The organism is Bradyrhizobium sp. BRP22 (assembly GCF_020194175.1).
Classification (GTDB): Bacteria; Pseudomonadota; Alphaproteobacteria; order Rhizobiales; family Xanthobacteraceae; genus Bradyrhizobium.
Genome location: NZ_JADYVX010000003.1, coordinates 385,035 through 395,766, shown reverse-complemented (window position 1 = coordinate 395,766; position 10,732 = coordinate 385,035). Strand labels below are relative to the sequence as shown.

General features: G+C 63.9%; 19 protein-coding genes. 7 read left to right on the top strand and 12 right to left on the bottom strand.

Going from position 1 to position 10,732, the window contains the following annotated elements; genetic code table 11:
• Together I6F35_RS06560 and I6F35_RS06555 are read left to right on the top strand one after the other, a co-directional pair.
• Window positions 1-2,073, top strand: coding sequence for an AAA family ATPase (locus I6F35_RS06560; RefSeq protein ID WP_225116868.1), 2,073 nt, complete (start codon window positions 1-3; stop codon window positions 2,071-2,073).
• Between the two features lie 325 nt (window positions 2,074-2,398).
• Window positions 2,399-2,710 (top strand): hypothetical protein, encoded by a 312-nt coding sequence (locus tag I6F35_RS06555; RefSeq protein ID WP_225116835.1) that lies wholly within the window; start codon window positions 2,399-2,401, stop codon window positions 2,708-2,710.
• A gap of 133 nt (window positions 2,711-2,843) precedes the next feature.
• On the opposite strand, the gene I6F35_RS06550 is transcribed toward I6F35_RS06555, so the two are convergent.
• Window positions 2,844-3,068, bottom strand: a complete 225-nt coding sequence (locus I6F35_RS06550) for a helix-turn-helix domain-containing protein (protein ID WP_225116834.1) — start codon at window positions 3,066-3,068, stop codon at window positions 2,844-2,846.
• Window positions 3,069-3,165: 97 nt separating this feature from the next.
• Between I6F35_RS06550 and I6F35_RS06545 the strand changes: the two genes are divergently transcribed.
• The 5 genes from I6F35_RS06545 (at window position 3,166) to I6F35_RS06525 (ending at window position 6,297) form a co-directional block, all read left to right on the top strand.
• A complete protein-coding gene (locus tag I6F35_RS06545) occupies window positions 3,166-3,390 on the top strand; it encodes a hypothetical protein (RefSeq protein ID WP_225116833.1) in 225 nt (74 codons plus the stop codon).
• Window positions 3,377-3,970, top strand: coding sequence for a hypothetical protein (locus tag I6F35_RS06540; RefSeq protein WP_225116832.1), 594 nt, complete (start codon window positions 3,377-3,379; stop codon window positions 3,968-3,970). The genes I6F35_RS06545 and I6F35_RS06540 overlap by 14 nt, the downstream gene beginning before the upstream one ends.
• Window positions 3,971-4,153: 183 nt before the next feature.
• Window positions 4,154-4,789, top strand: a complete 636-nt coding sequence (locus tag I6F35_RS06535; RefSeq protein WP_225116831.1) for a hypothetical protein — start codon at window positions 4,154-4,156, stop codon at window positions 4,787-4,789.
• A gap of 117 nt (window positions 4,790-4,906) precedes the next feature.
• Window positions 4,907-5,671, top strand: a complete 765-nt coding sequence (locus I6F35_RS06530) for a glycosyltransferase family A protein (protein WP_225116830.1) — start codon at window positions 4,907-4,909, stop codon at window positions 5,669-5,671.
• Window positions 5,671-6,297, top strand: coding sequence for a sulfotransferase family 2 domain-containing protein (locus tag I6F35_RS06525; protein WP_225116829.1), 627 nt, complete (start codon window positions 5,671-5,673; stop codon window positions 6,295-6,297). The genes I6F35_RS06530 and I6F35_RS06525 overlap by 1 nt, the downstream gene beginning before the upstream one ends.
• Window positions 6,298-6,358: 61 nt before the next feature.
• On the opposite strand, the gene I6F35_RS06520 is transcribed toward I6F35_RS06525, so the two are convergent.
• The 11 genes from I6F35_RS06520 to I6F35_RS06470 all read right to left on the bottom strand — a co-directional run bounded on the left by I6F35_RS06520 (window position 6,359) and on the right by I6F35_RS06470 (window position 10,725).
• Entirely contained in the window at window positions 6,359-6,526 is a 168-nt protein-coding gene (locus I6F35_RS06520; protein ID WP_225116828.1) for a hypothetical protein, read from the bottom strand.
• Between the two features lie 38 nt (window positions 6,527-6,564).
• Window positions 6,565-6,738, bottom strand: coding sequence for a hypothetical protein (locus tag I6F35_RS06515; protein WP_225116827.1), 174 nt, complete (start codon window positions 6,736-6,738; stop codon window positions 6,565-6,567).
• Complete coding sequence (locus I6F35_RS06510; protein ID WP_225116826.1) at window positions 6,735-6,974, bottom strand: hypothetical protein; 240 nt, start codon at window positions 6,972-6,974, stop codon at window positions 6,735-6,737. Before I6F35_RS06510 ends, I6F35_RS06515 begins: the two co-directional genes overlap by 4 nt.
• Window positions 6,975-7,210: 236 nt before the next feature.
• Window positions 7,211-7,417: a hypothetical protein gene (locus I6F35_RS06505; protein WP_225116825.1), complete on the bottom strand. Its 207-nt coding sequence runs from the start codon at window positions 7,415-7,417 to the stop codon at window positions 7,211-7,213.
• Window positions 7,414-7,986 carry a hypothetical protein gene (locus tag I6F35_RS06500; RefSeq protein ID WP_225116824.1) on the bottom strand — a complete coding sequence of 191 codons (573 nt, stop codon included), beginning with the start codon at window positions 7,984-7,986 and terminating at the stop codon, window positions 7,414-7,416. Before I6F35_RS06500 ends, I6F35_RS06505 begins: the two co-directional genes overlap by 4 nt.
• Window positions 7,987-8,048: 62 nt before the next feature.
• Window positions 8,049-8,336: a hypothetical protein gene (locus I6F35_RS06495; RefSeq protein ID WP_225116823.1), complete on the bottom strand. Its 288-nt coding sequence runs from the start codon at window positions 8,334-8,336 to the stop codon at window positions 8,049-8,051.
• Between the two features lie 136 nt (window positions 8,337-8,472).
• Window positions 8,473-8,751, bottom strand: a complete 279-nt coding sequence (locus I6F35_RS06490; protein ID WP_225116822.1) for a hypothetical protein — start codon at window positions 8,749-8,751, stop codon at window positions 8,473-8,475.
• Window position 8,752: 1 nt separating this feature from the next.
• Window positions 8,753-9,106, bottom strand: a complete 354-nt coding sequence (locus tag I6F35_RS06485) for a DUF6876 family protein (protein WP_225116821.1) — start codon at window positions 9,104-9,106, stop codon at window positions 8,753-8,755.
• Between the two features lie 13 nt (window positions 9,107-9,119).
• Window positions 9,120-9,266: a hypothetical protein gene (locus I6F35_RS06480; RefSeq protein WP_225116820.1), complete on the bottom strand. Its 147-nt coding sequence runs from the start codon at window positions 9,264-9,266 to the stop codon at window positions 9,120-9,122.
• A 73-nt stretch (window positions 9,267-9,339) separates the two neighbouring features.
• Window positions 9,340-9,789 carry a hypothetical protein gene (locus I6F35_RS06475; RefSeq protein WP_225116819.1) on the bottom strand — a complete coding sequence of 150 codons (450 nt, stop codon included), beginning with the start codon at window positions 9,787-9,789 and terminating at the stop codon, window positions 9,340-9,342.
• A gap of 30 nt (window positions 9,790-9,819) precedes the next feature.
• The gene (locus I6F35_RS06470) at window positions 9,820-10,725 is read right to left on the bottom strand and encodes a gamma-glutamylcyclotransferase family protein (RefSeq protein WP_225116818.1); all 906 of its coding nucleotides are present in this window, start codon (window positions 10,723-10,725) and stop codon (window positions 9,820-9,822) included.
• Window positions 10,726-10,732: the final 7 nt, after the last annotated feature.

The following is a 10,732-nucleotide window of genomic DNA, read 5'->3' as shown; positions in this document are numbered from 1 at the left end:
ATGCACGAACCGAGTTCATCGTTCGCTGCACAGATGGCATCGGTTGCCGAAGAACTGCTCGGCGCACCCAACCTGCGCCTGTCGACACAGGGGGACCGCCGCTACGGCAAGCACGGATCGCTGTCGATCGATATCGAGGCCGGCAGGTATTACGACCACGAAACCAAGACCGGCGGCGGCGTGCTCGATCTGATTTCACGTGAAACCGGCCGCGACCACAAGAGCGCCATCGCATGGCTACGCGAGCGCGGCTATCTTGAGGCTCGCGACCCGCACCAGAGCAACGGCAAGATCGCCCCGCTCGGCAAAGAGGTCGCGCATTACGATTATGTCGACGAGAGCGACCAGCTCTTGTTTCAGGTCGTCAGGTTCGAACCCAAGACCTTCCGGCAGCGGCGGCGTCCGCGGCCCGACGATCCACCCGACAAGATCAGGCACGGCTGGGTGTACGCCGTCCGCGACATCCGGCATGTGCCGTACCGCCTGCCCGAGCTGATGGAGACCATCGCGACCGGCCGCACCGTGTTCGTGGTCGAGGGCGAAAAGGATGCCGACAACCTGCACCAGCTCGGCATCACCGCCACCTGCAATGCCGGCGGCGTCGGCAAGTGGGACGACGCGCTGTCCGCATTCTTCCGCGATGCCGACGTGGTGATCATTCAGGACAACGATCCCCAGGCCCGCAATCCAGATCCGCCGCACGGCGATGGCGCGCTGCGCTTCCATCCCGATGGCAGGCCGGTCCTGCCCGGACAGGATCATGCGCAGGACGTCGCCAAGCACTTGCACGGTGTCGCCGCCCGCGTGCGCGTGCTCGATCTGGCGCGGCACTGGCCGGCGATGCCGCCAAAGGCCGACGTGTCGGACTGGATCAAGGCCGGCGGCACCGCAGGCGAGCTGCATGTGCTCGCGGCGCAGACCCTCGAGTGGTCGCCCGCACCGTTCCGCTCCAAGTTCGGCGGCCTGCGCTGGGAGCAGATCGCAATCCTCGGGCACGCGACCGGTTACACGTGGCTGGTCGAGGACATCTTCCCGATGGGCGAGATCAGCCTGATCTTTGGCGACAGCGGCTCGGGCAAGTCCTTCGGCACCTTCGACATGGCCATGGCGGTGGCGCGCGGCCTGACATGGAATGGCAAGAACACCGAGCCGGGGCTGGTCGTCTATGTCGCCGCCGAAGCCGGCAAGGGCTTCGGCAAGCGCAAGCTCGCCTACTCGATCCAGCACGAGCTGCCGTATGACCTTGTGATCCCGTTCTATCTCTGCACCAAGCGGCCGGACTTCTTCTCAAGCGACACCGATCTGGTCGAGCTGATCGAGGAGATCACCGCCATCGCCAAGACCTATGTGGAAAAGCTGGTCCTGATCGTCATCGACACGCTGTCGGCACTCGCACCCGGCATGAATGAGAACGCCAGCCAGGACGTGTCGATCGTGCGCAAGCGGCTGGTCGCGCTGCAGGAAAAATTCGGCGTCGCCGTCGTGCTCGTTCACCATAAACCGAAGGGGGGAGCGACACCCCGCGGGCACTCGTCCCTGACCGCCGACTTCGAGACCACCATCGAGTTCGAGATCGTCAGCGACAAGCGCACCCCGACCGGCGGCGCGATCCACCGCGCCACCGTGCGCAAGCAGCGCGAGGGCAAGGCCGGGGAAAAATGGGAGTTCTCGCTGCCGGTGATCACGGTCGGTCGCAACAAATGGGGCAACCCGGAAACGTCGTGCGCCGTGATCCCCTTTGTAACGAGCCAGTCCACCCTGCGCGGGGGCTACAACGCCAGCGCCAACGAGCTGCTGCTGATGCACGCCCTCTATGATGCGATTGGTGAGTATGGCGTGGCACCGCCCTTCCCGCTCCCTGCTGCGATCAGCAAGGTGGTCGATGTGTCCTATGTGCGCGCCGCGATGCGGGCCAAGGTGGTCGACAGCGACACCGACGAGGAAGCCGCCGACAATCGGTTTCGCGGTGCGTTCAAGCGGGCCGGCGACAAGCTCCGCGACGCCGGCATCATCGGCATTCAGAAACCGTTTTGGTGGGCGACGGGCAAGCCGGTCAACGGATTGGGCGGGTGAAAATATGCGAGCTAACGCGCGAAAGCTCAGCAGCTCCAGGCATTTGCGAGACCGTGTAACGGCCGCTAACGCGGGCAGCTAACGGAATGAGGCAACAACATGATGAAGCGGTTCGGATATTGGCTCGGCGGCCCGAACGGAGCGCTCTGCTACTTCGGCGCGGTGCTCACGCTCGTGCTGGTCTGGCTGTGGTGGGCAAACTCGTGAGGGCTCGGCAAATGCGGCTGTTCTTCGATCCAAGCGGGCCGATGCTGAGCTATCGGCACGGCGTGCTGCACGTCGCGGACCTGAACCCCGAGGCGAATGTGCAATGGAGGATGACGCGATGGGAGATGTTCAAACTGGGGATGCGGTGCCTGCTGGCATCGACATTCACGCGCTGAGCGAATTCGAATTCGAAGAGGTCGCCACCTCGGTCGAGGAGCGCTTCCGTCGCGTCTATGACGGCGTCAAGGCCGGCACCGCCAAGGTCGAGAGCCAGATGGAGTACGAGCTGGTCTCATCGGGCTGGTGGTTGGTCATCAAACGGCTCGGCCTGGCACTGTGGATCGGCAAGGACAAGCCGGCGATCGAGAGCGGCGATGTGCTCCGCATCACCATCCGCAAGAAGCCCGGTGGACACCCGGCATCCGGTTAATGCCGCATTGCAACGGAGATTGCGCATGGCCTATAACCCCACATCCAGCGCTCCGCGACCGGCTTGCTCCCGCGTCGTAGCGCAGGGACCAGAGGGGCGATGGCGCAAGCTGTCGTCCCTCTGCGCTTTCAGCTCACCGCCGCCGCTTGGGCCGGAAGAAGTCGGGCCGCACTTGCTCGGGCGGGATGCCGAGCACTTCAGCGACGTCATGGACCCGCTCAAGCGGCACCTGCGTCCACTGGTACACCGCGGTCCGCGCGATCCCACACGCATCGGCGACCTTCACCGACAGACCGCGCGTGCCGTGGATTTTGGCCACGATCTTGTCGACGTCCTTCGGGCCTTTCTTGGCAGGCATTTTCCCTCGGGCTTCGGGGTTAGGGTTCCCGAATGTACCCCGCAGGGGGTAAATGACAAGTTGACCTTGTCAAACACCCCACTGGAGGAAAGCGGCCATGGCCATGGATGAGCGCAAAGCACTGAACATCGAATTCGACTTCGCGACCAAGACCGCGACTGTGGTCTTCCCCGCAGACCATCAATTCGTCGTCGCCGACGTCGTCGCCTATTTCGAGGACGCCACCCATGGCGAGGTCATGGTGATCCGCATCTTCCACGATGACACGCTGGCGCAGGAGCTGCGCCGCCCGTTCCCTGGCAACGACCATGCTCGGACTTGAATTCGACTTCAAAGAGCTGGAGCAGCAGGCGCTCTCGATCGGCGCAGTCGCAGATCAGATCCCCTACGCGCTCGCGCTGGCCATGAACCGCTCGGCCGACGTCACCCGCAATTTCCACATCAAGGCCACGTGGCCGAACCACGTCAAACAGCGTAACCAGTCCTTTATCGCGGCCTCACTCACCACCAGAGATGCGCGGGCCAGCAAGCAGTCCTTGGCGGTCGAGATTTACGACAAGCTCGACAGGGGCAATCTGCAGATGCAGGCCAAGGGCGGGACGCGAACCCCGCATGGTGGATCGAACCTCGCAGTGCCAGCCAGCAGCGTGCCAAAGACCTCGCGTGGTGTGCCTGCCCGCCTTCGGCCGAAGAATATGCCAACAGCAGTGCGCAAGGGCGATGTGCTCTATGCGAAGGATAAGAAAGGCCGATTGCGCCTGCTCTATGTGCTGAAGCACGCCACCCAGATACCCAAGCGTGTCCCGTTCTATGAGGACTTCGCCATGTCGATGAAACGTGAACTGCAGCGGACCATCCCGCTCGCTATCGCCCAGGCAATGGCGACGCGACGACGACGATAGGGCTTCCATGCTCAGTCAACGCAGACAGACAGCCAGCTCAAGCAAGGCTCGCATGCTCAGCCAACTCAACAACGCGGGTCCTTCCGAGGGCGTGGAACGGTGCGGGGACCGCGCGACCGCCCGCCTTGAATATATTTGCCAATCATTCCATCCGGATAAATTTGCCAGCGGGGTGAACTGCGTATGACCGCGTTTCGAAATCGTATCGTGGAGTTGCGCCGCGTCAGGGCGAGCGAACTGCGGCGCAACCCGCGCAACTGGCGGCAGCACCCCGAGGGGCAGAGGTCCGCGCTGACCGAACTGCTCGCCACCGTCGGCTTTGTCGGGGCCGGCATCGGCCGCGATACCGCCGACGGCGTCGAATTGATCGACGGCCATCTCAGGGCCGACCTCGCCGATGACAGCGAGATGCCGGTTCTGATCGTGGATCTCAATGAGGATGAGGCGGCAAAGGTGCTGGCGACCTATGACCCGCTCAGCGCGCTCGCCATCCCCGATGTCGACGCCTTCAAGCTGCTGCTGACCGGCATCGAGCTGGACGAGCACGCCGAGCTGCGCAAGGTGGTGACCGATCTCACCCGCAAATATGCCGAGCGCGAGGGCACCAAGGAAGATGACCGGCTCGACGTGCCCGGCATGGCGCTGCAGCCGCACGAGCACTACGACTATCTGGTGGTGCTGGCATCCACGACTCATGAATGGAACGTGCTGTGCGACCGGCTCGATCTGCCGGTGGTCAAGCGGCGCAATCGGATGGGACTGGCGCACGCGATCCGCGCCGACAAGCTGGTCGAGATGCTGGGAAGCAAGACAAAATGAGGCACATCAGGCCATGCAAGCGCTGCGGTGCCGGCGTCAGCGGCACCAAGCTGTATTGCGGACCATGCCGCGACGTGGTGCGGGTCGAGGCCAAGCACAAGTCTAAGCGAGGCGGTGATGAAGTATCAGATCGTGGTGCCGTCGCGCGGCCGACCACACAATGCCAGGACGATGCTGTCGCTGATGCCGGACGCCTTGATCTGCGTCGACGAGCGTGAGCGCGAGGACTATCGCCCGCACGTTCCCAAGAAGCAGCTCCTGCTGCACCCGCCCTCCTCTGGCGCGCCGGCCGCGCGCAACTGGATCATCCAGCATGTGGCAGCCCCCTGCCTGATCCAGAGCGACGACGATCTGGTCGGCATCCGCAGCAACATTGGCTCCAAGCGCTTCATCACCGACGCAGACGAGGTGATGGCCATCATCGAGAACCAAGTCACCTGCTGCGCCGATCTCGGGCTGACCACGTTCTGCTGGTCGCGCACTGCCAACACCACGGTGATCCGGCCCGACGAGCGGCCCATCGTGCCGACGCAACAGGTCTATGGCTGCTGGGGCGTGATGGGTAAGGCGCGGCATCGGCTCTACGACGAGACGCTGAAGTCGCGCGCCGATCTGGACTGGACCATGCGCACCTTGCTGGAGGACCGCATCGTGCTGGCCGACATCCGCTATTACTTCGACTTCGGCAGATCATTCAGCGGCAGCGGCGGCCAGAGCGGATTGGTGACGCCGGAAGACTTCAAGCGCTCCACTGAAATCGTCGCCAAGCGCTGGGGCACCGCGATCAGCTTCCGGCGACCGGGTTACATGAAGACCGGCGACACCGTGGCCGGCGTGCCGGCGGTGCGGCGGCAGAACATGCTGGCGAAAGGAAAGAAATGATGGCCTTCGTGACTGACAAGACGCTGTTTATACACGTCCAGAAGACCGGCGGCATGAGCGTGCGCGAGGTCTTGTACCGCTGCAATCCAGTCGGCCATGAGAGCGGCGACGCCGAGGGCGAGCGGCACTTCGGCCTGCCCGAGCTGCGGGCCCGGCATCCAGGCATCGAGAGCGGCCGGCTGTCGTTCGGCTTCGTCCGCCACCCGGTCAACTGGCTGGTGTCGCGCTGGGCCTTCGCGGTGACGTCAGGCTACCCGGTCCATGTCCAACACCGCGGCACCGCGGCGCAGGTCTGGATGGCATCCTGCTGGAGCTTCAGCTTTGAGGAATTTCTGGAGAAGTATCTGGAGCGCTATCCCGGCATCGCCACGCAGACGATGTTTCAGAAGCTCGGGATGTGGAGCGAGAAGCCGGTCGACCGCATCGGCAAGACCGAGACCCTGTTCGAAGATCTCAACCGCATCCTCGACGAGGCTGGCGAGGTGCGCTCCGCAATGCCGCTGATGCCGCCCAAGCGCAACGCCACCGAGCGGCGGATGGAGAATGAGGCGGTGGTCACCAAGCAAATGCGCCAGCGCATCATGGACGCAGAGAAGCAGCTCTGCGACCGCTTCGGGTACGACTGATCGGGCTCCGTTATTCCGCCCGACACCTGCGGGAGAGGGCGCAAATGCCTCTCCCGCTTTTTCAACCACCAGCGCGGCGCATTTCCTGAAACATCGCCTTGATGTCGGAAAGCCCCAACCGCTTGGCGCGGCGCGGCAGATAGCCGTTCAGGATGTGCGCCTGACGCGCGGCAATCTCGTTGCGCTTGTGCTCACCTGTCGCGGCATAGTACGCGCGCATGTCCTCCATGAACGCGCGTGCGACCTCTGGCGGAAGGTCAGGCTGTATCATGACCGGTAGCGCTTGCCGGTCAGTTCGCGCGCCTCGGCGACCGCTTCGTCCCACCACTCCACCACCTCCTCCCAATCCGGCGGGTTCCATGTGGCGTGGGTGTTCTCGGTCGACAACGGCCGGGACGCGATCCGCTCAACGAGCGCGCGGATCATCTGCGGGTCAGTCATCGCTTGCTCCTCTCGCTTCTTTCAATGACCCGGCCGCCCGCGTCATAGGTGGTCGTGGCGTTGCCGCGGGTCGACGAGCGCGCCGATACGCCCCCGCGCGCGTCGTAAAAGGTCGTCGTGCCTTGGCTGTCGGTGGTCGAACGGCCGACGACGCGGCCGGCGGCATCGTAATAGGTGCGCTGCTGCGCCAGCGCCGCGCTCGGCAGCAGCAGCAGGATCAGGACGATCTTCTTCATGTTTTCTCACTCACAGACGCTCGCACGCACATGGCGCGATCGGTTCAGACTTTTCCGGGCTGATGGCGATGCCGCATTCGGGGCACTCGTCATCGCAGCCGCATGACCACTCGTCCTCCCAAGAGACGTCGCAATTGTCGCAGTGGTAGGAGTTTAGGAACGCGGGCTGGCAGTTTGGCTCATCCGGCCACTGGTGCTTGCAGCCCGGTTGCTTGGGGCTGGTCATGGGCTTGCTCCTATGGGGTGACCGGCACGCACGATGCCGACATCTTGATGGTGACGCGGTGGCCGCCGATCACCTGCGCGGTCGGCGGAATGCTGTAGATGCTCTGCACCACATGGATGCAGGCCCGTTCGCTCGGCCAGTCGGTGTGCTCGCTGGTCAGCGCGATGCTGCCGGCGTCGGACACCACCAGCACGGAAGCCATCAGCCGCCAGATCATGCCTCCTCCTCCTCGATCTCGCCCTGCTTGATCGCCCACAGCCGATAGGCTTCCTCGATGTACGGGTCGGGGTCGGTCGGCGGCGGCACCAGCTTTGCGCCTTCCTCGCGGAAGTGCTTGAGACCCCGCCCCATCTTGCGGCCCTTGTGGGTGTGCTGGTCGAGTGCCCAATCGGGAACGGTCGGCGCGTACTCCTCCAGCAGCGAGCGCAGCCCGATCGCGGCCCCGAAGTGGCAGCCGGCGCGGGACTTCGGCGCGCGGCACATCATCCTGATGGCGTTGCCCACCATCAGCCGCGCCTCGCCGACGTGCTTGGAGTAGCGCTCTTTGGACTGCGCGAGCGCGGTGGCGACGAACGGCACCACCCACGGGGCGGCCAGCGTGTCCAAATCTTCGTGGCAGATCACCTCCAAGCGATTGCACACCATGGTGTGAAACGCCTTCGAGGTGTGCAGCAGCTCGCACGCGAACTCCATCGCCTCGCGCTCCATGCCCCGGCGAATGCACTTCTGCATCGCCGAGACGCACTGCATCGCCGGCAGGTCGTTCTTGGTTGTCGGCATCGGCATTTCGTTGGCTCCTGTTAAAAGGGCGGGCACTGCGGCCCGCCCGTTTGCTGCGGTGGTCGTGGTTAGTTGGCGCTGTCGGTCGCGGGCGGTGCGAGCGCGAGCCGCGCCGCCGTGTCGCCGCTGGCGACCATCTGCGCGATCTGGTCGGGCGCTTCCGCGACCGCGAACCCGCCACCGTCCGAGAACGTGATGCGAGTGCCGGCTCTGCCATCGCGACGCGCGTAAAAGCAGCGGATGTTGGCGGCGTTGATCATGACCGGCTTGCTGGTTTCGGTGACTTCCTCGCGTCCGGTGTCCTCGTTGTACTGCGGGCGACCGGCCTCAACCATATTCAAGGTGATGAACTTCATGTGCTTGCTCCACATTTGGCGGTACTTGCTCCGGGGTATCGCCTGCCCGGTCTTGAGAAAATCAGGCCACGCGAGCGATGCAAAGTATAGCTTATCTTTTCGCATGGCTTGATGCTGTCGATCAGCGTTTTGCGCATCAGCGCTTCGGCAACGCCGCCGACATGGTATCCATCCATATCTTGAGGTCATCGCGGGCGAGTTGATGCTGCCCGCGCTTGTAGGTCTTGCCAGTGATCTGCCCCGCCGCCGCCAGCATCTTGGTCGGCGTATAAGCGCGGTTCACCTTGATCCCGCTCTTGATGTACAGCCCGAGCGCCGCCCACAGCGTCGTGGCGGCATAGAGCGCCACGGCGTCGGGGCCTGCGAAGGTGATGCCGCCATCGGGATGGCTGACGATCTCACTGTCGTCGCCCATGTCAGTGCTCGCTGGGCAATAGGATCACGTTTCCCTCGACCCACAGTTCGATTTGATCGAGCGGGAAGTCGGTCCAGTCGATCGCCTCCGAATGGACAATGTTGCCCTTGCCATCATCGCAGGTGAGCGTCGCGGTCCGGTTCTCATTGACCTTCAGCTTCCACGACTGGAACGGCTCGGCCTTCACCCTCGGTTCGAGCTGCCATGTGGCGACCTTATCGAGCAGCCAGTACGCGCCACCGCTCTCGGCGAGATATTGCACGCCTTCGGTGTACAGGATGGTGCGCATCAGGCTATGCCGGAACCACTGCTCGGTGCCGGTGAATTGCCGCAAGTCGGCATGAGTGAGTTTCATTTGCTCGCTCCAGCTAGTGGGTGACCGGCGCGCTTTTGCGCGTGCCGGATTGGGCCAGTCGCTGACAGCGACGGCTTTGCGCCAGCACCCGCTCCAGTTCGGCCAGCATCTTTTCGAGCGCTTCGACGCGCGCCCTCAGGCGTTCGGCTTCGGTATTCATTTGCTTGCTCCAAATGTGAAGTCACCGGAATGGCGCTTCGTACTGCGCTCGCATGGAGCGCAGGGGCGAAGGGTCAATCGGTGATGATCGCCAAACGCTGAACCAGCACCCAAAGGCACGGCGCGCGACGAGGCGCACCGTCGACCCGGACGCACCGGGCATTCGGCGCAGCGATTGTGCGTTCGCTGGCATCCTCGGTAACCACGGTGCCGAACGGCAGCTCGACGCAGCGGCCTGCTGCGATCAGGTGCTTGTTATCCATGTGGATGCCGGGGCTGATCTCATTGGCAACGACGCCAAGCGCGTCTTTAAATTCGATGCATGCCACTGTGTCGCGTTTGGCGACCACCGTCGAACCGGGTGCCGGTCGCTTGACCGGTGCTGCAGCCGGCTTCGGTGCTGGCGTCTCCGCGCCGCTATGGCTGCCGCCCGAACTCATGATCCCGCCGAGCAACAGCAATGCGAGAACAGGGAGAGCGATGGCTTTGTTGGCGAATGGTGCGTTCTTAGGATTGTTGGACATTTTGCTTGCTCCAAAATGTGGGTTCGGGGGTCAGTGCTTGATGCCGTTGTTGCGGCGGTCGCGCAGCCATTCGGTCAGGTTGGTGATCTTCCGGCGGCGCTGCTCGGGGGTCAGGTCGGCTTGCGGGTCGCGGTACATCTGGCGCGCGGTCTTGTCGGCCTTCCTGTCGGCCTTGCGCGCGGCTTTCTTGTCGGCCTTGCGCTCTGCCTTGGACTGCACCGGCTTGCCTGCCGGCCGCGGTGCGAGCGCGGGGCGGCCCATGCGCCGCGTCCGCTTGCGCTCAACGTGTGTCGGGCGCTTCTCATCGTGCGAGTGCTTCAGCGCCATCCGCAGCGCCGCGGTATCCAGACCGAAGTCGCGATAGCCCTGCCTGATGACGTCGAAATAGTATTCGGACGGCGGATAGATGCCGGACGAGTTCATCACGTAGAGCATGATCTCGGTCGCGCCATCCGGCAGCCCGGCGACGCGCACGTACTCTTTGGTGTACATGCCGCGATCAGGGTAGTCCGGATCGAAGCCCTCATAGCGATCCAGCGCCGCCTCGCATTCCGGCGTGATCCGCCAGATGCCACCTGGGCACTCGACACCATCGGCGCGGATGACATCGGCGACGCCGCGGAACACGAGCTGCGTGTTCGGCATGATCAGCTTGCCGAGCGGCACAGCCGCCGGGCAGCGCCGCGCCATCTGCTTCTTGTTGAGGTTTGATCCATAGGCGAAGTACAGCATGGGCTCGCTCCTCACACCCGCTTCCGCGTCGGCGTCGTCGGCCTGCGCGGCGGGCAGGTAGAGGTAGTTCGCGCCGCGCTGGCCAATGAACTGGCCAACCGGCACTTCCTTGGTGCGACCGCCCTTCAAGCTGACGGTGAGCACGGTGCCGGCCGCGACCTGCACTGGCGATTTCAGAACCCAAAGTTTCGTAAACGTGGTCATGTGGCTT

Excerpts from the sequence above, each read along its gene's own strand:
- I6F35_RS06530 (WP_225116830.1), top strand. The coding sequence starts at position 4,907 with ATGAAGTATCAGATCGTGGTGCCGTCGCGCGGCCGACCACACAATGCC.
- I6F35_RS06525 (WP_225116829.1), top strand. The coding sequence starts at position 5,671 with ATGGCCTTCGTGACTGACAAGACGCTGTTTATACACGTCCAGAAGACC.
- I6F35_RS06545 (WP_225116833.1), top strand. The coding sequence starts at position 3,166 with ATGGCCATGGATGAGCGCAAAGCACTGAACATCGAATTCGACTTCGCG.
- I6F35_RS06485 (WP_225116821.1), bottom strand. The coding sequence starts at position 9,106 with ATGAAACTCACTCATGCCGACTTGCGGCAATTCACCGGCACCGAGCAG.
- I6F35_RS06550 (WP_225116834.1), bottom strand. The coding sequence starts at position 3,068 with ATGCCTGCCAAGAAAGGCCCGAAGGACGTCGACAAGATCGTGGCCAAA.
- I6F35_RS06560 (WP_225116868.1), top strand. The coding sequence starts at position 1 with ATGCACGAACCGAGTTCATCGTTCGCTGCACAGATGGCATCGGTTGCC.
- I6F35_RS06540 (WP_225116832.1), top strand. The coding sequence starts at position 3,377 with ATGCTCGGACTTGAATTCGACTTCAAAGAGCTGGAGCAGCAGGCGCTC.
- I6F35_RS06505 (WP_225116825.1), bottom strand. The coding sequence starts at position 7,417 with ATGATCTGGCGGCTGATGGCTTCCGTGCTGGTGGTGTCCGACGCCGGC.
- I6F35_RS06470 (WP_225116818.1), bottom strand. The coding sequence starts at position 10,725 with ATGACCACGTTTACGAAACTTTGGGTTCTGAAATCGCCAGTGCAGGTC.
- I6F35_RS06555 (WP_225116835.1), top strand. The coding sequence starts at position 2,399 with ATGGGAGATGTTCAAACTGGGGATGCGGTGCCTGCTGGCATCGACATT.
- I6F35_RS06535 (WP_225116831.1), top strand. The coding sequence starts at position 4,154 with ATGACCGCGTTTCGAAATCGTATCGTGGAGTTGCGCCGCGTCAGGGCG.
- I6F35_RS06480 (WP_225116820.1), bottom strand. The coding sequence starts at position 9,266 with ATGAATACCGAAGCCGAACGCCTGAGGGCGCGCGTCGAAGCGCTCGAA.
- I6F35_RS06515 (WP_225116827.1), bottom strand. The coding sequence starts at position 6,738 with ATGACTGACCCGCAGATGATCCGCGCGCTCGTTGAGCGGATCGCGTCC.
- I6F35_RS06495 (WP_225116823.1), bottom strand. The coding sequence starts at position 8,336 with ATGAAGTTCATCACCTTGAATATGGTTGAGGCCGGTCGCCCGCAGTAC.
- I6F35_RS06475 (WP_225116819.1), bottom strand. The coding sequence starts at position 9,789 with ATGTCCAACAATCCTAAGAACGCACCATTCGCCAACAAAGCCATCGCT.
- I6F35_RS06510 (WP_225116826.1), bottom strand. The coding sequence starts at position 6,974 with ATGAAGAAGATCGTCCTGATCCTGCTGCTGCTGCCGAGCGCGGCGCTG.
- I6F35_RS06500 (WP_225116824.1), bottom strand. The coding sequence starts at position 7,986 with ATGCCGATGCCGACAACCAAGAACGACCTGCCGGCGATGCAGTGCGTC.
- I6F35_RS06490 (WP_225116822.1), bottom strand. The coding sequence starts at position 8,751 with ATGGGCGACGACAGTGAGATCGTCAGCCATCCCGATGGCGGCATCACC.
- I6F35_RS06520 (WP_225116828.1), bottom strand. The coding sequence starts at position 6,526 with ATGGAGGACATGCGCGCGTACTATGCCGCGACAGGTGAGCACAAGCGC.